Source organism: Stenotrophomonas sp. YJH_SMC_80 (assembly GCF_059372495.1).
This window is the reverse complement of the sequence record NZ_JCAFVP010000003.1, coordinates 43681-63801: the sequence shown is the minus strand read 5'-3', so window position 1 is coordinate 63801 and position 20121 is coordinate 43681. Positions and strand designations below refer to the sequence as shown.

General features: G+C 66.3%; 19 protein-coding genes. 14 read left to right on the top strand and 5 right to left on the bottom strand.

The window, feature by feature from the left end; translation table 11 throughout:
* Positions 1–24: 24 nt before the first annotated feature.
* The 8 genes from AC5P99_RS06070 (at position 25) to AC5P99_RS06035 (ending at position 7813) form a co-directional block, all read left to right on the top strand.
* The gene (locus AC5P99_RS06070) at positions 25–1089 is read left to right on the top strand and encodes a GNAT family N-acetyltransferase (protein WP_495212986.1); all 1065 of its coding nucleotides are present in this window, start codon (positions 25–27) and stop codon (positions 1087–1089) included.
* 3 nt (positions 1090–1092) lie between these two features.
* Entirely contained in the window at positions 1093–1977 is an 885-nt protein-coding gene (locus AC5P99_RS06065; RefSeq protein ID WP_262091416.1) for an arginase family protein, read from the top strand.
* A gap of 145 nt (positions 1978–2122) precedes the next feature.
* Complete coding sequence (locus tag AC5P99_RS06060; protein WP_099605766.1) at positions 2123–2482, top strand: bleomycin resistance protein; 360 nt, start codon at positions 2123–2125, stop codon at positions 2480–2482.
* A 67-nt stretch (positions 2483–2549) separates the two neighbouring features.
* On the top strand, positions 2550–2762 hold the full coding sequence (locus AC5P99_RS06055; protein ID WP_005412680.1) for a ParD-like family protein: 213 nt from the start codon (positions 2550–2552) through the stop codon (positions 2760–2762).
* Between the two features lie 10 nt (positions 2763–2772).
* A complete protein-coding gene (map, locus tag AC5P99_RS06050) occupies positions 2773–3564 on the top strand; it encodes a type I methionyl aminopeptidase (RefSeq protein WP_171039729.1) in 792 nt (263 codons plus the stop codon).
* A gap of 91 nt (positions 3565–3655) precedes the next feature.
* On the top strand, positions 3656–4039 hold the full coding sequence (locus AC5P99_RS06045) for a BlaI/MecI/CopY family transcriptional regulator (protein WP_005408657.1): 384 nt from the start codon (positions 3656–3658) through the stop codon (positions 4037–4039).
* Positions 4036–5505: a M23/M56 family metallopeptidase gene (locus AC5P99_RS06040; RefSeq protein WP_149500870.1), complete on the top strand. Its 1470-nt coding sequence runs from the start codon at positions 4036–4038 to the stop codon at positions 5503–5505. Before AC5P99_RS06045 ends, AC5P99_RS06040 begins: the two co-directional genes overlap by 4 nt.
* Positions 5506–5758: 253 nt before the next feature.
* Entirely contained in the window at positions 5759–7813 is a 2055-nt protein-coding gene (locus AC5P99_RS06035; RefSeq protein ID WP_495212985.1) for a TonB-dependent receptor plug domain-containing protein, read from the top strand.
* A 50-nt stretch (positions 7814–7863) separates the two neighbouring features.
* Here AC5P99_RS06035 and AC5P99_RS06030 read toward each other — a convergent pair whose 3' ends face one another.
* Positions 7864–8484, bottom strand: a complete 621-nt coding sequence (locus AC5P99_RS06030; protein ID WP_123958341.1) for a LysE/ArgO family amino acid transporter — start codon at positions 8482–8484, stop codon at positions 7864–7866.
* Positions 8485–8590: 106 nt separating this feature from the next.
* Between AC5P99_RS06030 and AC5P99_RS06025 the strand changes: the two genes are divergently transcribed.
* From AC5P99_RS06025 to AC5P99_RS06005, 5 genes are all read left to right on the top strand, one after another.
* The gene (locus tag AC5P99_RS06025; RefSeq protein WP_495212984.1) at positions 8591–9487 is read left to right on the top strand and encodes a LysR family transcriptional regulator ArgP; all 897 of its coding nucleotides are present in this window, start codon (positions 8591–8593) and stop codon (positions 9485–9487) included.
* Between the two features lie 78 nt (positions 9488–9565).
* Positions 9566–10966 carry a TolC family protein gene (locus AC5P99_RS06020; RefSeq protein WP_024958230.1) on the top strand — a complete coding sequence of 467 codons (1401 nt, stop codon included), beginning with the start codon at positions 9566–9568 and terminating at the stop codon, positions 10964–10966.
* A complete protein-coding gene (locus tag AC5P99_RS06015) occupies positions 10959–11972 on the top strand; it encodes an HlyD family secretion protein (RefSeq protein WP_005408651.1) in 1014 nt (337 codons plus the stop codon). The genes AC5P99_RS06020 and AC5P99_RS06015 overlap by 8 nt, the downstream gene beginning before the upstream one ends.
* The gene (locus AC5P99_RS06010; RefSeq protein WP_329769108.1) at positions 11957–13144 is read left to right on the top strand and encodes an ABC transporter permease; all 1188 of its coding nucleotides are present in this window, start codon (positions 11957–11959) and stop codon (positions 13142–13144) included. The genes AC5P99_RS06015 and AC5P99_RS06010 overlap by 16 nt, the downstream gene beginning before the upstream one ends.
* Positions 13141–14268, top strand: a complete 1128-nt coding sequence (locus AC5P99_RS06005) for an ABC transporter permease (RefSeq protein WP_495212983.1) — start codon at positions 13141–13143, stop codon at positions 14266–14268. Before AC5P99_RS06010 ends, AC5P99_RS06005 begins: the two co-directional genes overlap by 4 nt.
* Positions 14269–14396: 128 nt before the next feature.
* Here the strand turns inward: AC5P99_RS06005 and AC5P99_RS06000 are convergent, their stop codons facing one another.
* Positions 14397–14765, bottom strand: coding sequence for a glycine zipper 2TM domain-containing protein (locus AC5P99_RS06000; RefSeq protein ID WP_032965667.1), 369 nt, complete (start codon positions 14763–14765; stop codon positions 14397–14399).
* A 165-nt stretch (positions 14766–14930) separates the two neighbouring features.
* Positions 14931–17153, bottom strand: coding sequence for a methyl-accepting chemotaxis protein (locus tag AC5P99_RS05995; RefSeq protein WP_495212982.1), 2223 nt, complete (start codon positions 17151–17153; stop codon positions 14931–14933).
* A gap of 282 nt (positions 17154–17435) precedes the next feature.
* On the opposite strand from AC5P99_RS05995, the gene AC5P99_RS05990 reads away from it, so the two are divergent.
* A complete protein-coding gene (locus AC5P99_RS05990) occupies positions 17436–17828 on the top strand; it encodes a barstar family protein (protein ID WP_049451902.1) in 393 nt (130 codons plus the stop codon).
* Between the two features lie 30 nt (positions 17829–17858).
* On the opposite strand, the gene AC5P99_RS05985 is transcribed toward AC5P99_RS05990, so the two are convergent.
* Together AC5P99_RS05985 and AC5P99_RS05980 are read right to left on the bottom strand one after the other, a co-directional pair.
* On the bottom strand, positions 17859–18851 hold the full coding sequence (locus tag AC5P99_RS05985) for a glycosyltransferase (protein ID WP_043396648.1): 993 nt from the start codon (positions 18849–18851) through the stop codon (positions 17859–17861).
* Positions 18851–20113, bottom strand: coding sequence for an O-antigen ligase family protein (locus tag AC5P99_RS05980; RefSeq protein WP_237398738.1), 1263 nt, complete (start codon positions 20111–20113; stop codon positions 18851–18853). The genes AC5P99_RS05985 and AC5P99_RS05980 overlap by 1 nt, the downstream gene beginning before the upstream one ends.
* Positions 20114–20121 lie beyond the last annotated feature (8 nt).

The following is a 20121-nucleotide window of genomic DNA, read 5'->3' as shown; positions in this document are numbered from 1 at the left end:
GATGGGCTGCCGGTTCCCGTGCCGATGGAAATGACGTCACGCGCATCCAGCACCGCGCTGGAACCGGCCGCGCTGCTGGAGGGCTTCCTGGCCCACCCGCCGCTCGGATTCGAGGCAGGCCGCCTTCCCAGCGGCCTGCCGACCTTCCGTGCGCCGCTGGACCTGACCACTACAATGGACGACGAACTGCGCGGCAGGCTGCTCGGCCTGCCGCTGTCGCGCCTGTGGCGGCCATGGATCACCTGGAAGACCCGTTTCGTCGGTGCCACCAGCACCGAGTACACCCCGTTGCCGGCACACATCGCGCCTGAGGCGCTGGCCGAGGACGTGACGCGTCACGCGATCGGCGATACCCGGCTGCTGGTGGTCAAGGACCTGGCCATCGATTCACCGCTGCTGGACGACGCGGCCAATGCGCACAGCGCGGCGTTCCTGCAGGCCTTGCTGGCGCGCGGCTTCGTTGAACTGGAAGGCATGCCGCTTGCCTGGGTGGCGGTCGATTTCGATTCGCTCGATGGCTACCTCGGCCGCCTGTCGCCCTCGCGCCGCAAGAACATCCGGCGCAAGCTCCGTTCGCGTGATGACCTGCAGGTCGACTGCATCGCCACCGGTGATCCCGCCTTGGCCGACCCACGGCTGCAGGCCGAGTTGTATGCGCTGTACCTGGGCGTGTATGCGCAGAGCGCGGTGCATTTCGACCAGCTCGACCTGACCTATTTCCAGTACCTGCTGGCCGACAGCCAGGGCCAGGGACGAATGTTCCTGTACCGCCACCAAGGTCAGCTGATCGGCTGGAACCTGTGCTACGTGCATGCCGGAAAGCTGGTGGACAAGTACATCGGCCTGGCCTACCCGCAGTCACGCGAGCACAACCTGTACGCGGTGAGCTGGATGCACAACCTCGAGTATGCCCTGCAGCACGGCCTGAGCCACTACGTGGCCGGCTGGACCGACTCGCGGATCAAGGCCGAACTGGGCGCCCGCTTCACCTCCACCCGGCACGCGATCCACGCCCGTTCCCCGCTGCTGCGCGCTGCCCTGCGCAAGCTGGCGCCGCATCTGCAGGGCGAACCTGATGGAGGCGGTTGAACGATGCCGTTGCGTTCTCCGTTGATCCTCGACCTGGACGGTGGCGTGCTGCCGCTGCCCCAGGCGCAGACCCTGGCCCTGCCGCAGTGGCACGACCCGCTGCGCTTCGCCTGCAGCAATGCCACCCTGCACCGTTTCGCCGCCGAAGTGCTGGCGCCGCTGCCCGCGCAGCTCGGCACCGTGATGCTGGGCAGTGGCGACTTCCATCACCTCAGCCTGCCGCTGTTGCGCCGCATGCGCACACAGGTGCCGTTCCAGTTGGTAGTGCTGGACAACCATCCGGACAACATGCGTTTTCCGTTCGGCATGCATTGTGGCTCATGGGTGAATGCCGCCAGCAAGCTGCCGCAGATCTCGCACATCCATGTGCTCGGCATTACCTCCAGCGACATCGGCCTCGGCCATGCCTGGGAGAACCACTGGCGCCCGCTGCTGGGCGGTCGCTTGACGTACTGGTGCATGGACGTGGATGTCAGCTGGGGCCATCGCCTCGGCATGGGCCACGCGTTCCGCCGCTTCGAGCACCCCGAAGCGCTGGTGGCCGCGTTCGCTGCCGAACAGGCCAAGTCGCCGCAGCCGACCTACCTGTCGATCGACAAGGACGTGTTCGCCAAGGACGTCGCGCGCAGCAACTGGGACCAGGGCCGATTCCAGCTGGAAGACGCACTGGTGGTGATCGAGGCGCTGCGTGCCGGCGGCCTGGTCGGCAGTGACATCACCGGGGAAGTGTCGCTGGCCAACTACCAGAGCCGCTTCAAGCGCTGGCTGTCATCGCTGGATGGCCAACCAGACATCAGCGCCGAAGATCTTCCTGCCTGGCAGGCGCGTCACCAGCAGGTGAATCGCGAACTGCTGGCGGCAATCGCCGCCGTACCGACGGCCTGCTGACCGCGCCGGTAATGCCGGCCGCTGGCCGGCATGGCTTCGGTAGTGCCGGCCGCTGGCCGGCAATGCCAACCAAGGTTGGCATCTACCAGACCAATGCCGGCCAGCGGCCGGCACTACACTGGACTCCCGTCCCGGAGCCCTCGCCATGCCCCAGACCGTCATCCCGCAACTGCGCATGCGCCACGCCGACACCACCCTGCCGTTCTACGTGCAGGGGCTGGGTTTCGTGGTCGACTGGGAACACCGCTTCGAACCCGGCTTCCCACTGTTCGCCCAGCTCACCCGCGACGGCCAGACGATCTTCCTCACCGAACACAGCGGCGACTGCGAGGTCGGCGGCGCGGTGTACTTCATCGTCGACGACGTCGACAACCTACACCGCGCCTTCAGTGCCGCCAACGTGCCGATCGAGCAGCCCCCGCATGACACCGAATGGGGCACCCGCGAAGTGCTGCTGCGCGACCCCGATGGCAACCGGCTGCGCTTCGCCACCCACACCGACTGAATGACGTTGGCTTGAGATGGATATACGAAACATATACGCTTCGTATATTCATACTTCGAGGCCATCCATGGGCATCGTCAACATCGATGACACCCTGCACGACCAGCTGCGCCGTGCCTGTACCGTCTCCAGCCGCTCGATCAACGCCCAGGCCAACTTCTGGATCCGGGTCGGCATGCTCTGCGAGCTGAACCCGACGCTGAGCTTCCAGGACATCGTCGCCAGCGAGCTGCGCGCGGCCGGCGTGCAGCCGCCGCTGCTGCCCCCGGGCCAGGTCTGAGCCGATGGGCATCATCAAGCGCCCCGACGAAATCGCGTTGATGGCCGAATCCGGGCGCCTGCTGGCGCAGGTGTTCGCCGCGCTCGACCAGCTGCCGCTGCAGGGCCGCAGCACGATGGAGATCAACGAATTCGTCGAGCGCATGATCGTCGATGAGCTGCAGGCACGGCCGGCCAGCAAGGGCCAGTACGGCTTCCCGTATGTGCTCAATACCTCGATCGACAACGTCATCTGCCACGGCGTGCCCAGCACCACCGACGTGCTGCGCAACGGCCAGATCGTCAACCTCGACATCACCCTGGAAAAGAACGGCTACATCGCCGACTCCAGCACCACCTACCTGGTCGGTGAGGTCGACTACGCCGCGCGCCGGCTGGTGCAGACCGCCTACCAGGCGATGTGGAAAGGCATCGCCGCGGTGCGCCCCGGCGCACGCCTGGGCGATATCGGCCACGCCATCGCCCGCCACGCACGCAGCCACGGCTACAGCGTGGTGAAGGAGTACTGCGGCCACGGCATCGGCCAGGAGATGCATGAGGAACCGCAGATCCTGCACTACGGGCATCCCAACACCGGCATGGTGCTGGAAGAAGGGATGGTGTTCACCATCGAGCCGATGCTCAACCAGGGCAAGCCGGCCATCCGCCAGCAGCCGGACGAATGGCCGGTCTACACCCGCGACGGCAAGCTGTCGGCGCAGTTCGAACACACCGTGGCGGTCACCGGCAGCGGCGTGCGCGTGCTGACCCTGCGCCCCGGCGAGACACCGTTGTGCGCCATCGACCGGATGGCGACCGGCTGACCTCAGCACCTCCGCGCCTTGATGTGCCTCTTGCATGGCGTGCGACATCTGTCGCACACTCACGACATCAATCGCACGCACAGGTCTGACCATGCCCCGCGTCCCAACACCTTCGAACGCCGAACTGGAGTTGTTGAAGTGCCTGTGGCGCGACGGCGCCTGCAGCGCGCGTGAATTGCACAACGCGGCAGCTGCCGCACTGGACTGGTCGTACTCGTCCACGCGCAAGACGCTGGAACGGATGGTCGACAAGGGCCTGGTGAAAGAGGGCAGCCAGCACGGTCTGAATGTCTACAGTGCCAAGGTCGGCAAGGTGGCCACCCTGGCCGCACTCAGTGCCGACTTCGCTCGTCGCGTACTGGAGATCGACGGGCCGCTGCCGACCCAGGCATTCGCCGAAAGCCGCCTGCTGAGCGACAAGGAAATCGAGCAACTGCAGGCGCTGCTGCTCCAGGATGACGAGGACCAGCCATGAGCCTGTCATCAACCGCGCCGTGGATGATCAGCCTCGCTGCGAGCCTGCTGGGGGCTGGCCTGGCCTGGTACGGCGCGCAATCGCTGCAGCGGCTGCTCAGGCTTTCACATGCGTCGACACGCTTTTGGCTGGGGGCGTGGTTGTGTGCCGTGCTGCCCCCCTTGCTTGCGCTGTTGCTGCCGGTGCAGGCGGCACCGTTGCAGAAGCTGGCCAGCGCATTGCCCGTTGCGCTGGACAGCGGCACCGCCGTACTGCGGCCAGTGCAACAACTGCCTGCACTCGCGGCGACCGAGCCATTGATGGCTTGGCTGACGCCACTGCTGCTGACCGTCTATATCGCGGGGGTCATGCTGACCCTCGTTCGTTGGGCATTGGCCAGCGGCAGGCTGCGGGCCCTGCTACGCCGCAGCCACCCGCTGCAGACTGCGCAGTTGCCTGGCCCGCAATCGCACCACGCTGTGCAGGGGCTTCAGCAGGAAGGCGTCGCGTTGCGCATTGTAGAAGGCAGCGGCACGCCGTTCGCCCTGTGCAGGCCGCAGCCGCAGATCATCCTGCCCACGGCATGCCTGGCCCTGCCTGATCGTACGCTTCGCCTGGTCATCGGCCACGAGGCGGCCCACCTGCAGCGCCGCGACCCCCAGCGCGCTGCGCTGATGCGGTTTGTTGGTGCGCTGTACTGGTTCAATCCCTTCGTTCGACGCATTGCCGCGCGCATGCAACTGGCCGCCGAACTGCAATGCGATGCGCGAGCACTGGCCGAGGGTGGCGCCGCCAACGACGGCCGTCTGTTGGCCCACGCCTATGTCCAGACCCTTCGCTACGCGACGGCCGTGCAGCCGACCAGCGCCCTCACCCATCGCGATCTCGGCGGCCACCAGGTGCGCCTGCAGCACATGCTGAAGGGTGACAACGGTCGCCGCCCAGGCCTCACCAGCGTCCTGCTGCTGCTCGCACTGGGCTCTGCCTGCACAGTCGGCGTGGCCACCGTACAGGCGACCGTGGTGGCAGGACCGACGCCCGTGACGCTGCCACTCCCCATCGCATCGGTAACACTGGTGGAAGCCACGCTGCCACCTCCGTCATTCTTCATGCCACTGTCCAATGCGCGGGTCACCAGCGTGTTCGGGCACGTCGCCGACTTCCGCCAGAGCGCCCACCACGGCACCGACTTCGCCGCGCGCCGTGGCACCGCCGTGCTCGCCCCCGCCGACGGCACCGTGATCGCTGCCACGCACGCCTATCCCGATGGTGCGAACTACGGCACGGTTGTCGTGATCGATCACGGCGGTGGCTGGCAGTCGCTGTTTGCACACCTGCAGGACTTCGCGGTACAGCCAGGCCAGCAGGTGCGCAGGGGCGATCCCATCGCCCGCAGCGGCAACACCGGGCGCACTACCGGCCCACACCTGCACATGGAACTGCTGCGCAACGGAACACGAGTGGACCCGCAGCACTGGTTGCAGTAATGCACTGACCGGCGCCCTGCCGCCGCCCTCCATGCATCGTTTCGATACCCGGCCGCGGGAGGACCTGCTGCGGCCCGCTGTCCCGCCGTGACAAAGGAACCGCACGACCATGCGTCGATCTTCGCCCTCCCCGACAACACTGCGGCCACACGCGGGCGTGTGGCTCACCATTGGCTGCCTGATGGGACCAGCGAATGCCATGGCCCTTCCACCAACGACACCCTCCCCTTCGAACACGACCGATCTGGATGCAGTGCACGTCCAGTTCGAGCGCTACGACGCTCGCCGTGACGACACTGCGAGCCGCATCGTGGTGGACCGCGAGGCGCTGCAACGGCATGGCGATACCGACCTGCTGGAGGCACTCAAGCGCTTGCCCGGTGTCAGCGTTTCGAACGGCGCACCGGGCCGTCCAGGCACCGTGTCACTACGCGGCCTGGGCGCGGGCTACACACAGATCCTGTTGAACGGCCAGCGCACACCCGCCGCTTTCAGCCTGGACTCACTGGCCACCGATCTGATCGAGCGCATCGAAATCCTGCGCGCGCCCTCCGCTGATCAGGGCATGGGTGCCATCGCCGGCACACTCAACATCGTCACCCGTGCACCGGTTGCAAAAGACAGTCAACGGCTGACGGTTTCATGGACGGATACCCAAGGGCGCATGACCCCGTCAGCGAGCTGGCGGCAGGCCCGTTCCAATCTCGACCGTGATGTTTCACTGACCGCCACGGCAACCGCCCGCGCATTCCTGGCGGAGGAACGCAGTAGAGAGGACGCCTGGGATGGTGTTGGTACGCCGTTGCTGCATCGACAATCGCGCCTGCGTGCCACCGGCCAACGCAACAGCGTTTCGCTCTCGCCCTCACTGACGTTCAGAACCAGCGATGACATCACCCTTTCGCTGCAGGCCCTGGTGGACGCGTCCGACTTCCGTCGCGACATGACCATTGATTGGGACACGCTGCTGGGCCCGGCACTACGCACTCCCCATTACCGGCAACGCACGCACCTGCGCCTTGACCAGGGCCAGGTCAGTGCAGAGTGGGAGAAAAAACTGTCGGATGGAGGCAGCCTGAACCTGCGCCTGGCAATGGACGGAAACCGGGAGGACTACCGCTTTCGCGAACAAGGACAGGATGAGGCACAGCAGGATAATCTTTTCGATCGCACCGATGCGAAGCTGCACGTGCTGGGTGGCACCACCCGCGTGAAGTGGACCCTGCCGGCGTGGGGCCGCCATACACTGCAGGTCGGTGCCGAAAGCAGCATGGACTCGCGGCGTGAATCCCGAGTGCAGCAATTGCATTCTTCCCCCAGCGAACCATCGACGGTCAGCGACCTCTCCTTCGATGCGCGGCTGAATCGCGTGGCGCTGTACGCGCAGGATGAGTTTCCTTGGGGCGCGCGCAGTGCCTTCTACGTCGGCGGTCGCTGGGAACAACTGCAGACCCGCAGCGAAGGTCGGAATTTCGCCACCACGCGTCACCGTGCCAGCGTGTTCACGCCGGTCCTGCAGGGCCTGTGGAAGCGTGCAAAGGGCAAGGACCAGCTACGGGTCTCATTGAGCCGCAGCTTCCGCGCACCAGCGCTGCGCTCGCTGGTCCCGCGTCCGTACACCTCTACCAACAACCGTCCACTGAACCCCGACGAGATCGGGAATCCATCGCTGCGTCCGGAACTGGCGTGGGGTCTGGATGCGGCTTGGGAAATGCACGGCGGTGAAGGTACTCAAGGAAGCATCGGCGGCTACCTGCGTCGCATCGATGCACCGATCCGCAATGAAACGGTGCTACGTGACGGGCGCTGGGTATCGACGCCGGTCAACGGTACCCGCGCCATGGCCTGGGGAATCGAGATGGATGGCAGGATGCCGCTGGCACGCCTGTACCGCAGAGGGCCGGATATCGAGCTGCGCGGCAACGCCACCTGGAACCACTCCCGGGTCAGGGATCTTCCCGGGCCTGACAATCGGATTGAAGACCAGGTGCCATTCACCGCCAATGCGTCGCTCGATTACCGCATCTCATCGCGCTGGAGCAGCGGCCTGGCCTACACCCATCGCAGCGGAGGCAGAATACGCTACAGCCTGAGCGAGCTGGACATCACGTCCTATCGACGCGAACTGGAAGCCTGGGCACAGTACGCGACCGAGCGGCACGGCAAGCTGCGCTTGACCGCCTCGAACCTGTTGGCGCAGGACATCGAGACCGGCCAGTGGCGTTTCGACGAAGGCGGGTCGCAGGTACTTCGCAACACCCGACGTTCCGTACCCAGCCTTCGCCTGCAATGGGAGCTCCCGCTGTGATCGATGTATGCACGAAGTACGACTCAAGCGCGCGGTACCCGACCGCGCACTCATGGCGATAAAGGACGCAACAGCAACAACGTCGCAAGGCAGAACATGAACATCGCCACGCCAGCATCCAGCACCCGCCACGCAGACGGCCTGCGGAACACCGGCTGCAACAGGCGCGCGCCATAGCCCAGCGTGCAGAACCAGATCACGCTGGCTGCGCAGGCGCCGGCGGCAAACGCCCAGCGCAGATCCCCCGGGTAGCGCGTGGACAGGCTGCCCAGCAGCACCACCGTATCCAGGTAAACGTGCGGATTGAGCAGAGTGAAGGCCAGACAGGTCAGCAGCACCTGCCGTCGATCGCCACCGTCCAAGTCACCCGCCGCCAGTGCACTGCCACCGCGCCACGCACGCATCCCGGCCTGCAGGCCATACCAGAGCAGGAAGACCGCACCACCGATGCGCAGCACCTGCAGCAGCAACGGCCACTGCAGCACCAGCGCGCCCATGCCGCCCACGCCGGCCAGGATCAACGCGATATCCGCGCCGGCGCAGGCCAGCACCACCCTGCCCACATGACGTTGTTGCAGGCCCTGGCGCAGCACGAAGGCATTCTGTGCGCCGATGGCGATGATCAGGCCGGCGCCCGCGAAGAGGCCGGCGACGGTAGCGGCAATCCACATCGGGACAGGCCAGGCAGCGAGGGGACGCGCAGGGTGCGGCCAACAGCCTTGTTTAGACAAACTGATTTTTCTTTATCCTGTGCAGGAAAACTGAAGAGGCACCGGCATGGACCTGGTACACCCGCAACTGGCCGCGTTTGCCGCGGTGCTGGAGGAAGGCAGCTTCGAGGCTGCGGCACGCCGCCTGTCGATCAGCCCATCAGCACTGTCGCAGCGGATCAAGGCTCTGGAAGACCGGCTCGGGCAGGTGCCGGTGGTGCGCCAGGCGCCGTGCCGCCCCACCGCCGCCGGTGAGGCGCTGCTGCGCCGGGTGCGACCGATGCAGGCGCTGGAGGCCGAGGCATTGGCCGAGCTGCTACCCGAGCGTGGCAGCAGCGACGCTGCGCGCACCCCGATCCCGCTGGCGGTCAATGATGATTCGCTCGATACGTGGTTCGTGCCGGCCATCGCCGACCTGCACCAGCGCCATGGCTACCTGTTCGACCTGCGCATGGACGACCAGGACCACACCCTGCGGTTGCTGCGCGACGGCAGCGTGCTGGGTGCGGTCACCGCCGAAAGCCAGCCGGTGAAGGGCTGCAACGTGCATCCGCTCGGCGCCATGCGCTACCAAGCGATTGCTTCGCCCGGCTTCGCCCGCCAGTACTTCAGCGATGGCATGGACGCCACGGCGCTGGCACGCGCGCCGATGCTGGTGTTCAACCGCAAAGATGAACTGCAGTGGCGCTTCGTGCGTCGTCTGACCCGCGCGCGGCTGCAGCCGTCGCTACACTACCTGCCCTCCTCCACCGGTTTCGTCGAAGCCGCCGCGTGCGGACTCGGCTGGGGCCTGGCCCCGGAAACCCTGGCCGCGCCCGCTGTGCGCGCCGGCCGCGTGGTGGTACTGGAACCCCGCCGCTGGCTCGATGTGCCGTTGTACTGGCAGCATGCCGCCGTGCGCTCAAGCACGCTGCAGCACATCACCCAGGCGCTGCGTACTGCGGCCAGCGGCACCCTTCGTTGAGGAAAGACCGATGACCGCAGACCCGGGCTTCACACGATGCGCACTACCGTTTGCGCACTTCTTTACCACTGGGACGGCATGGGCGTGATCGGCCGACGTACAAGGATGCACCGCGCGAAAGTCGCGTTGACCCTGGCAGCCTGCCTGCCGCTTGCGGCGGCAGCGCAGAGCAGTGCCGATGCACCCGCACTGGACTGGGAACAGGCGCGGCAACGCCTGGAGCAGGTCTCCGATGCGCTGGCCGCTGCCGATGCAGCCGTTCGCAACAAGCAGGACCTGCAGGACGCCACCCGGCTGCTGCGCCTGCCGGAGATCACCGGCGAAGTGCGCCGCCTGCAGTTCCAGAAGACGCTCACTCTGCCGCTGGGCTCACTGGCGCCGGTGGCTGAAGCCTTCGGCATCGATTCGCCGCTGTCGTTCACCGAGCGCGACTGGCGCACCCGTCCAGTGGTCACTGCGGTGCTGCCGCTGTACACCGGCGGCGTGATTCCGGCCGCGCAGCGTGCGGCCAGTGCCGCCCACGAACAGGCCAGCGCCGAGCGCGAAGCACAACGTCAATCGCTGACCGTGCAGCTGGCCCAGGCCTACTTCGGGCAGCGCCTGGCCGAGCAGGCGGTGGACGTGCGCCGTGACGTGCGCGATGGCCTCAACCGCCACCTGTCCGATGCAGAGAAGCTGGAACGCGAGGGTTTCGCCACCCGCGCCCAGCGCCTGCAGGCCACCGTGGCCCGCGACAAGGCCGAGCGCGAATACCAGAAGACAGTGAACGACCTGGCCACGCTGAAGGCCGCACTGGCCACGCTGCTGCGCAGTGGTGGCGAGGTGCAGCCGGTTTCGCCGCTGTTCGTGCAGCGCGTGCCGCTGGAACCGGTGGCCAGCTTCGAGCGTACTGCGCAGGCGCGCCAGCCGCAGATCGCACGCCTGCGGGCCATGGTGGCGCAGGCCGAACAGGGCGTGCGCGTGCAGCAGGCCAAGCTGAAACCGCAGATCTTTGCCTTCGGCCAGTACGACTTCCGCCGCCGCGACGAAATGCTGACCGATCCGGACTGGGCGTTCGGTATCGGCCTGAAGTACACCTTCCTGTCGCCGAACTCGCGGCCGGCACAGATCAGCGCCGCGCGCGCGCAGCTGGACCAGGCCGAAGCGGGCCTGCGCGAGGCCGAGAACCAGGTCGCGCTGGGCGTGCGCAAGGCATGGAACGAACTGGAGACCGCGCGCCAGCAGTACGTGCTGCTCGACAGCAGCATCACCCAGGCACAGGAAAACCTGCGCCTGCAGGAGCTGGCGTTCCGCGAGGGCCAGGCCACCTCGCTGGATGTGATCGACGCGCGGCTCGGCCTCGGCGGTGCCCGTGTAGAGCGCGCACAGGCCGCCTACCAATACGATATTGCGCTGGCGCAGTTGCTGGAGGTCAGTGGACAGATGGACCGTTTTGAAGAATTCCGGCGCCGTGCGGACGAGGTGATCGACCATGAGTGATGTGCTGCACGACGATGCGACAACACCCCCGGCCAAGCGCCGCCTGGGCCCGATCCTGGTAGTGGCGCTGCTGGTCGCGGTGGTGCTCGGCCTGTGGCTGGCCTGGCGCAGCCCGGCCGACCAGATCCAGGGCATGGCCGACGCGGACACCATCAACGTGGCCGCCAAGATCACCGCCCGCGTGGCGGAGTTGAAGGTGCGCGAGGGCGACCGCGTGCAGCCCGGGCAGGTGCTGTTCCTGCTCGACAGCCCCGAAGTGGCCGCCAAGGAACAGCAGGCCCACGGCGCGTTGGCCGCCGCACAGGCGGTGGCCGACAAGGCCGACGAAGGCGCGCGCAGCGAAGACATCCGCGCCGCCGAAGCGAACTGGAAGCGCGCCGAAGCCGGTGCAACGCTGGCCGAAGCCACCTACCAGCGCGTGCAGAACCTGTTCAACGAAGGGGTGATGACCCGGCAGAAGCGCGATGAAGCGCATGCCCAGGCCACCAGTTCGCGCGAACTGGCCCGTGCCGCGCGCGCGCAGTACGACATGGCGTTGGCCGGCGCACGCGAGCAGGACAAGCGTGCCGCGCAGGGCCAGGTGCAGCAGGCGCAGGGCGCGGTGGCCGAAGTCAACGCCGCCCGTGCCGAAGTCGAAGGACGCGCGCCGGTGGCGGGCGAAATCAACAAGCGCATGGCCGACCCGGGCGAGCTGGTGCCGGCCGGCTACCCGGTGTTCACCCTGGTCGACATCGATCGCATGTGGGTGGCGATGAACCTGCGCGAATCACAGATGCAGGGCCTGAAGGTCGGCAGCAAGCTGCAGGGCAACGTGCCGGCACTCGGCCTGGACGGCGAGTTCGAGGTCTACTTCATCAACCCTGCCGGCGACTATGCGACCTGGCGTACCACCCGCCAGTCGTCCGGCTACGACGTCCGCAGTTTCGAGGTGCGGGTGCGCCCGGTACGCCGCATCGAGGGCTTCCGCCCCGGCATGAGCGTGCTGTTCGCATGGCCCCAGCACTGAGCCCGGACCGCAACTGCTTCGCCGCTTCGTGGCGGCGCGAGCTGCAGTCGCTGCGCGGCAACCGTGCCGACCTGCTGCTGGTCACCGTGCTGCCCCTGCTGATGCTGGCGGTGATGGCGTGGATGTTCTCGCCGTCGGTGATGCGCGACATCCCCATTGCCGTGGTCGACCTCGACCACAGCAGTGACAGCCGCCTGCTGCTGCGCATGCTCGATGCCAGCCCCGGCGTACGCATCGCCAGCCAGCCGGCGGACCTGGAGGACGCGCGTTCGCAGCTGCGCAGGCTGGATGTGTTTGCCATCGTACTGGTGCCGCGCGATGTCACCCGGCAGGCGCTGCGTGGACGCCAGGGCACGGTGTTCGCCTATTACAACGCCACCTATATGACCACCGGCCAATCTGCGTCACGCGATATCGGCGACGCAGTCTCGGCCTGGAACGCACGCCTGCTGCGCGAACGCATCGGCCTGCAGGTCGGCCCCGGAAAGCTGCGTGCGGCACCGATCGCGGTGCAGTCGGACATCCTGTACAACCCTGCGCGTAGCTACGAGTTGTTCCTGCTGCCGCTGATCTTCCCAGCCGTGCTGTCGCTGGTACTGGCACTTGCGGTGGCCGGCAGCCTCGGCCGCGAGATCCGCGACGGCACCCTGCCCGCCTGGCTGGGTCGAACGCCGTGGTCGGCGATTGCGGGCAAGGTCACGCCGTACATCCTGCTGTTTTCGCTGTATGGCGCGCTCGGCATCGGTTACCTGGCCTGGCTGCGCGGCGATGGTGTGGCCGGCAGCGTGCTCCTGCTGCTGCTCGCACAGCCACTGTTCTACCTGGCCACGGCCGCCTACGCATTGTTCTTCGTCGGCGTCACCCGCGACATGGGTACCGCGCTGTCCGCGGTCGGCCTCAGCATCGGCACCGCACTGGCGTTCTCCAGCGCTACCTTCCCGGTGCTGGATGGCCCCCTGTTCACCCGCATCTGGCATCAGCTGCTGCCACTCAGCGCCTACATCAAGCTGCAGACCCAGCAGCAGTTCATCGGTTCGCCGCTGCAGGTTTCGGTGTGGCCGTTGGCCACATTGCTGCTGATGGCGGTGGTGGCAGGAGGCATTGGCGGCCTGCGCCTGATCGCCTTTGCGCGCACGCCGGAAGCCGCACAGCCTGCGGGAGCCGACGCATGAGCGCACTCTGGCGCAGCCTGCGGCAGACCCTGATGGCGGTGCTCTGCGACCGCTACGCGATCGTGGTGATGGTCGGCGCGGTGATCCTGTATTCCTTCTTCTACCCGGCCGCGTACCGTCACCAGGTGGCCGGCAACCTGCCGGTGCTGGTAGTGGACCAGGACCACAGCGCGACCAGCCGCGAGCTGCTGCGCAAGCTCGATGCACTCCGCGTTGCACGCGTGGTCGGGCAACCGGCGGACATCGACAGTGCGCGCCAGCAACTGGAAGCCGGCCACGCCGAAGGCATCGTGCTGATCCCGGCCAACCTGGAGCGCGACATCCTGCGCGGCCACCCGGCCAAGCTGGTGCTGCTCGGCAACGGCGCCTACCTGGGCCGTGCCAGCTGGGTGCTGGGCAGCGTGGCCGACGCACTGGGCGCGTTCGGGCGTGACGCCGTGGTCGACCAGGCCGCCTTCATGGGCGCGCCACAGGCGCCGCCGGTCACCCTGGTGCAGCGCCCGCTGTACAACACCCAGGAAGGCTATGGCAGCGCCATCGTGCCCGGCGTGGCCGAGCTGATCGTGCACCAGACCCTGCTGATGGGCATCGGCGTGCTGCTCGGTGGTCGTCGTCTGGCACTCGGCCGGCGCCTGCGCTTCGACCTGCCGACCCTGGCCGGCATGGCGATGGGCTTCGGCCTGATCGGCCTGTTCGGCCTGTTCTGGTACGCCGGGTTCACCGCCTGGGTGCAGGACTATCCGCGCGGCGGAAACCCACTGGGCCAGCTGCTGGGCGGCACCCTGTTCATCGCCGCTACCGTGGTTTTCGGCCTGTTCGTCGGCAGCTTCTTCCGCACCCGCGAACGCGCCTTCCAGTACATCATCGCCACCTCGATCCCGCTGTTCTTCCTGGCCAACCTGTCGTGGCCGGCAGTGATGACGCCGCAACCGCTGGTCTGGCTGGCGCAGCTGCTGCCTACCACCTCCGGCATCAACCTGATGGTGCGGCTGAACCAGATGGACGCCAGCCTGGCCGACGTCAGCCACGAACTGATCACCCTCACCGTCCTGCTGCTGCTCTACGGCAGCCTCGCCACCTGGCGCCTCCTCGCAAAAAAGGGGGCGGAGGGGATTAAGTCGTAAACGGCCGGTTTAGGGGATTGCGACTTAATTCCCTCCGTCCCCTTTTTCCTGCTACGAAGAACGCCGGCGTGGGGCCGGCGTTCGGGTACTGCGGTGTGGAAGGGGAAACGAGGTCTGGCTGTGACCGATCAGCGGTAGACGCGTTCGCAGCGACGTTCAACCACGCGGTCACCGTTCTTCTGCTGCTGGTTGCCTTGGATCTGGCGGCCGGCCGCACCACCGGCCACGGCGCCGGCCACGGTTGCAAGCTTCTTGCCGTTACCGCCGCCCACCTGGTTGCCCAGCAGGCCGCCGATCACTGCGCCGGTAGCGGTACCCGTGATGCGGTTCGGATCGCGCGAGTTGCGCTGCACTTCCACGTTCTTGCAGACCACGCGGCTGCCGTCATTGAACTTGCGTCCCTCATCGCGCGGCCCATACGTCTGCGCACCGGCCACCGACGAAGCCGCCAGCAGCGTGCCCAGCACAAGCAATCGGGTCGAGGTCTTCATGGCCATCTCCTGAGTTCCGGTATGGCGCAAGTGTCCTCCTGCGGTTGGCAACCGGAAGTGAAATGCGCGTATCCGCCGCCTCATCGGCCATCGCGCGTTCAGGAAGAAATCCGCGCCCATCACGATCAGCCATCGTGATGGGCGCTGTCTTCCTACCGGCATTGCCCTCTGCTAGAACTCTTCCCAACCGCCCGCATTGGCGGCCAGCGTCGGTTCCATCCGCGGCGGCAGCACCGCCGGCCGGCGTACCGGTGCAACCGATGCCGCCACGGCTGCCAACGCCGGGCGGACCGCTGCGGCGGCGGTCACCGCCCCCGTGCGGAACACCGAAACTGCCTCGGCCAGCAGGTTGGCCTGCTCTTCCATGGAGCGTGCCGCCGCGCTGGCTTCTTCCACCAGCGCCGCATTCTGCTGCGTGGTCTCGTCCATCTGCACCACCGCCTGGTTCACCTGTTCGATACCCGAGCTCTGCTCCTGCGAGGCGGCAGAGATATCGGCCATGATGTCGGTCACGCGCTGCACCGAGGCCACGATCTCGCCCATCGTGGTGCCGGCCTGACGAACCAGCGCCGATCCATCGGCGACCTTGCCGACCGAATCCTCGATCAGGCCCTTGATCTCCTTGGCCGCACCGGCCGAGCGCTGCGCCAGCGTGCGCACCTCACTGGCCACCACCGCAAAGCCCCTCCCCTGCTCGCCGGCACGCGCAGCTTCCACCGCCGCGTTCAAGGCCAGGATGTTGGTCTGGAACGCGATGCCGTCGATGACACTGATGATCTCGGCGATCTTCTTCGACGAGGCTTCGATAGCCGACATCGTGGTGACCACCTGGCCGACCACCTCGCCGCCCTGCGAGGCGACGCCATGCGCACCGATGGCAAGCTGGTTGGCCTGTCGTGCGTGCTCGGCGTTCTGTTTCACGATGGAGGTTAGCTCCTCCATCGACGCCGCCGTCTCTTCCAGGTTCGCCGCCTGCTGCTCGGTGCGACGCGACAGATCGGTGTTGCCCGACGCGATCTCGCCTGCCGCCAGGTTGATGCTGGACGCGCTGGACTGGATACGGCCGACAATCTGCTTGAGCTGATCGACGGTGGCATTGCAGTCATCGCGCATGCGGGCAAACACGCCGTGGAAGTCGCCCTGCATGCGCACGGTGAGGTCACCGCGCGAGATCGCCTGCAGCAGGGTCGACACCTGCACCAGGTTCTCGTCGGTGGTCTGCATCAGGCGATTGAGCCCGGCCACCATGTCGCGAAACTCATAGGCGAAGCGATCTTCATCGCCGCGCAGGCTGAAGTCGCCTGCGGCTGCAGCCGTCGCCAGGCGGCGGATCTCACCGTTGATCGCCGACAGGCTGGTCTTGGTTTCGTCCATGGCCTGGGTGATTGCGGCCTTCTCGCCCGGCAACGGATCCATGTCCACTGACAGATCACCGCGGGCGTAATGCTTCATTACTTCGATCAGCCGGTTCTGCACCTGCACATGCGAGCCGACCAGCGCATTGGTCTCGTGCACCATGCGCCCGTAGTCGCCAGGAAAAGCACTCTCGTCCATGCGATAGCTGAGGCTGCCCGCGTCGTGCTGGCGGGCCAGTTCACCCTGCGCCGCCATCACCGACTGCAACTGCGCCTGCATGCGCTGCATCGACCTGAGCAGCTGCGTCACCTCATCGTTGCCGGACGCGTCGATGCTGTTGTCCAGCCGCCCGTTGGCGATGCCGTCGGCCAGCTTCACCGCACCTTCCAGCGGGCGGGTCAGGCTACGGGTGATGGCCCACGCGGCCAGCGAGCCCAGTACCAGGCTCAACGCGCCGAACACGATCGACAACGTGCCGGTCCAGGATTCGGTTGAACGGTATTCCTCGCGACTGCGCTCGGTCAGTGTCTCCTGATGCCGCAGCAGGGTCGAGATCGCCTCATTCCATGCGGTGGCCAAGCCGTGCTCGGCGAGCAGTTCCTTGGCCGCGCCGTCGAAATCACCGGCCTTCATGCGCTCGTGCAGATGCTGGGTGGAGGCGTCGGTGGCCTTGCGTGCCGCGTCGATTTTCGCCACCAGGGCATCACCAGTGGCGTCGCGTGGAATCTTGATGTACTTGGCCCAGATACCGTCGTAGGTCTGCGACAGCTCCTGCGCCTTCTGATAATCCTTGTCGAAATCCTCACCGCGCTTGATCACCATCAGCCGGCGATGCATCAGCACCGCGTTGTTGGTATCCAGCATGTCGTTCAACAGCCGCATCTTCACCATGTTGACGTCCACCACTTTCTCGAACTGGGCGGACTTCAGGTGGTTTCCGTACAGCACGAGGCCAACGATGGCCATGATGAACAGCAGCAGCAGACCGAAGCCGGCGCCAAGCCGGGATCCCACACGGAGATTACGTAAGGCAAGCATCTCAATTCCCTTGATCGTGGCCGTACGTTCGATGGCGGCGCAGCGAAGGGAAACTTTACGGGACTTTATATATGGACCGATCCAAATATATGGAACTGTGCAGGCAGTCAGAAAACAAGGCGACAGATAATGGCGCCATATCATTATCGAATACCGCTGACACGCCAGCGCCCGATGAAAATCACGCAGATTTAACACCATAATCATGCCAGCTCCATCCGAAGCGGCCCTGGATTATCTGCGCCGGACACAACCGCCGCCCGGGAGAGCTACAGTCCGCAGATGACACGGATCCTGCACATCGAAGGCGCGTCCATCAACGACATCGCCAGCCTCTACGTGGAAATCAATCGCGTGTTCATGGCCGACGAAGACTGGCAACTGGGCGCAAGCCTGGATGCGCTTGATGACCTGCTTCACGGCGGCTACGGCGCTCTCGCAGGCCATGCCATCGCCACGGTGGTGTGGCGTGACATCGCCCACAGCCGCGATGCACTGGGCCGCGAGACCACGCGCGCCTGGCTGCAATCGAAACTCGCTCAGGGCGGCAGGTTCAACGGTGCGGCCATCCACGCTCAGTTGACGGCACTGGCGCTTGGTCAGGGACAGACCTACTTCGAGATCGTCATGGAGATCTTCGGCAGCCATCCGCAGATCACCCTGGTGCCTGGCTGAGCGGGCTGCGGCGACCAGCCCCACATCAGCTCAGAGCTTGGCCAGGGCATCGCCCAGACGGCGCGGGAACGCCACCTCGCTGGCCAGGTGCCATGCGCGTGCATTGGCGCCCAGCCGGGTCCACTCGGCCTCATCCATCGCCAGCGCGCGCTCGACGGCCTGTTCCAGCGCCTTCTCATCCACATGCCAGGTCCTGGACAGATGGCAGGGCTCGCCCTCGTGCGCGGCAACCAGGATGCCGCGGCTGTCGTCGATCATCTGATTCATCGGCGCGCCGTCACAGGTGATCACCACCGCCCCGCAGCTCATCGCTTCCACCAGATAGTGGCCCCAGCCTTCGGTCTGCGACAGGCACAGGTGGAACGCATGTTCGTTCTGCAGGCGCTGCACCTCCTGGTCGGGCAGCCGCTCGCGGACGATTCTCAGGTTCGCGGCACCGCCCTCATCTTCGTCCGAAGGGCCGCCGCGCAGGATGGTCAGCAAGGGCCATTCGGGGTGCCGTTTCCAGACATTGACGAGTGCAGCCGTTCCCTTCATACGGCTGGTACCGGCCGCATGCAGGAAGCTGCGCGGCCTGCGCGGCACTGCCGGGTCGTAGCGGTCACGGCTGCAGAAACCGACTTCCAGCGCGCGCATGCCCAGCGCGTTGAAGATGCGCGTGGCTTCTTCGGTCTTGGTCAGCAACGCATCGAACCGCGGCAGGATCCGCAGGCTGCGTGCGGACACCCATTCCGGATTCGGGATCAACAGATTGACGTTGGCCAGTCCGAAGCTCGTCGGCCGGACATGTTCCAGCGAGATGTTGACGTCGAACCGGGCGGGCGTGCGCCCCAGGCTCAGCCACGAGGCCAGCAGCCTGCGCAGGCGCATTCCGCGGAGTTTCCAGGCGCCACCATTGCGCACCGCGTCCAGGCGGCTGACCGTCACCGTGTGCCCGAGCTGCTGCAACGAGCGCTCGATCACCTGGATGTCATGGGACAGGCCACGCTGGTTGTCGGCGGCCAGTAGATGGATATGCGCCATCAGGACGGACTCCCTGGCCGATGCAGGTTACGCGCCGGCAAGGCGGTCGCCATCATGAAGCCCAGCACCAGGTAGAAATAGAACGAATGCGGCATCGCCCGGTAGAACACGTTGTCCGTGAACGCCGAAAGCGCATAGACGATGACCACGGCAAGTCCGGCGATGGCGATCGTCGCGGTGATGTCGTCGGCGTGGCCGAGGCGCCGCACGAAATGAATGCCGGGCAGGATGAAGACCAGCAGCATGAGCAGCAGCAACGGCACGCCACCGGTCACCGCCGCTTCCAGGTACTCGTTGTGCGGGTGGTTGTAGCGGAAGATCGACTCGGACACCTCGCCGCGAGCGATGCCCTCACGCGCATAGGTACCGAACTGGTTCAGGCCCACCCCCGCCACGGGATGCTCGGCGAAGGCGTCGACCGCCACGCCCCACATGGCGATGCGCTCGCGGACCGAGCCGACCTCGTTTTCCTGGTTGAAGCCGGAGATCTCGCCACTGACCTCACCGAAGCGCTGGATCACCTCGTGGTTCAGCACCGAGGTGGCGCCGACCACGCCAATGGCCAGGGCACCGACGAAGACCAGTGCCCCCCGCCAGCGCCGGGTTCGCCGGACGTGCACCACAATCACCATCAGCATGGCGGGAATGAACGCCAGGATCGGCCCGCGACTCTGCGCCAGGATCGAACCGTAGACGCCGACGGCGATGGCCACGCCGTGCAGCCAGCGTTCGGCCGGATGCACATTGGGCTGGATCAACCGGATGACCGAGAACAACGCCATGCACAGCGTCACCATGGTGAACTCGATGGCCGTCCATTCGCCGCCACTGAAACCGTGCGCGCGTTCAAGGCCCATCACGTGGTGCTGCACGATGCACGACCCGCCGAAGACCAGGGTGGACACGGCGAAGATCTTCCAGATCAGGCGCCAGTCCAGCGCAGTGGCGAACACAGCAGCGGTACCCAGGTAGAGCAGTGTCTGCGCCGGCAGATCCAGCTCGTTCCAGCGCAGCCCGTGCCAGAGGATGCTGTAGAAGGCATAGGCCAGGCGCAGGAAGCAGACGATTACGATGAACCGGGCGATGCGGTAGCGCAGGCGGACATCGGGCTGGCGGCGAATCAGAACCACGCCGGTGACCAGCAGGGCCAGCAGCAGCACCGCCTTCAGCAAGGTGTAGGGTGCGGAGCCGGCAAGCGGAACGATGGCGACCAGGATGCTCAGCAGGACGGTACGCCAAGTGTAACGAGGTTCGGCGGCCATGCAGGCTG

Bases quoted from the DNA above. Each gene is read 5' to 3' on its own strand.
- AC5P99_RS05985 (WP_043396648.1), bottom strand. From the start codon at position 18,851: ATGGCGCATATCCATCTACTGGCCGCCGACAACCAGCGTGGCCTGTCC.
- AC5P99_RS06020 (WP_024958230.1), top strand. From the start codon at position 9,566: ATGGGCGTGATCGGCCGACGTACAAGGATGCACCGCGCGAAAGTCGCG.
- AC5P99_RS06015 (WP_005408651.1), top strand. From the start codon at position 10,959: ATGAGTGATGTGCTGCACGACGATGCGACAACACCCCCGGCCAAGCGC.
- AC5P99_RS06045 (WP_005408657.1), top strand. From the start codon at position 3,656: ATGCCCCGCGTCCCAACACCTTCGAACGCCGAACTGGAGTTGTTGAAG.
- AC5P99_RS05995 (WP_495212982.1), bottom strand. From the start codon at position 17,153: ATGCTTGCCTTACGTAATCTCCGTGTGGGATCCCGGCTTGGCGCCGGC.
- AC5P99_RS06010 (WP_329769108.1), top strand. From the start codon at position 11,957: ATGGCCCCAGCACTGAGCCCGGACCGCAACTGCTTCGCCGCTTCGTGG.
- AC5P99_RS06070 (WP_495212986.1), top strand. From the start codon at position 25: ATGGAAATGACGTCACGCGCATCCAGCACCGCGCTGGAACCGGCCGCG.
- AC5P99_RS06065 (WP_262091416.1), top strand. From the start codon at position 1,093: ATGCCGTTGCGTTCTCCGTTGATCCTCGACCTGGACGGTGGCGTGCTG.
- AC5P99_RS06040 (WP_149500870.1), top strand. From the start codon at position 4,036: ATGAGCCTGTCATCAACCGCGCCGTGGATGATCAGCCTCGCTGCGAGC.
- AC5P99_RS06005 (WP_495212983.1), top strand. From the start codon at position 13,141: ATGAGCGCACTCTGGCGCAGCCTGCGGCAGACCCTGATGGCGGTGCTC.
- AC5P99_RS06060 (WP_099605766.1), top strand. From the start codon at position 2,123: ATGCCCCAGACCGTCATCCCGCAACTGCGCATGCGCCACGCCGACACC.
- AC5P99_RS06055 (WP_005412680.1), top strand. From the start codon at position 2,550: ATGGGCATCGTCAACATCGATGACACCCTGCACGACCAGCTGCGCCGT.
- AC5P99_RS05980 (WP_237398738.1), bottom strand. From the start codon at position 20,113: ATGGCCGCCGAACCTCGTTACACTTGGCGTACCGTCCTGCTGAGCATC.
- AC5P99_RS06000 (WP_032965667.1), bottom strand. From the start codon at position 14,765: ATGGCCATGAAGACCTCGACCCGATTGCTTGTGCTGGGCACGCTGCTG.
- AC5P99_RS06030 (WP_123958341.1), bottom strand. From the start codon at position 8,484: ATGTGGATTGCCGCTACCGTCGCCGGCCTCTTCGCGGGCGCCGGCCTG.
- AC5P99_RS06025 (WP_495212984.1), top strand. From the start codon at position 8,591: ATGGACCTGGTACACCCGCAACTGGCCGCGTTTGCCGCGGTGCTGGAG.
- AC5P99_RS05990 (WP_049451902.1), top strand. From the start codon at position 17,436: ATGACACGGATCCTGCACATCGAAGGCGCGTCCATCAACGACATCGCC.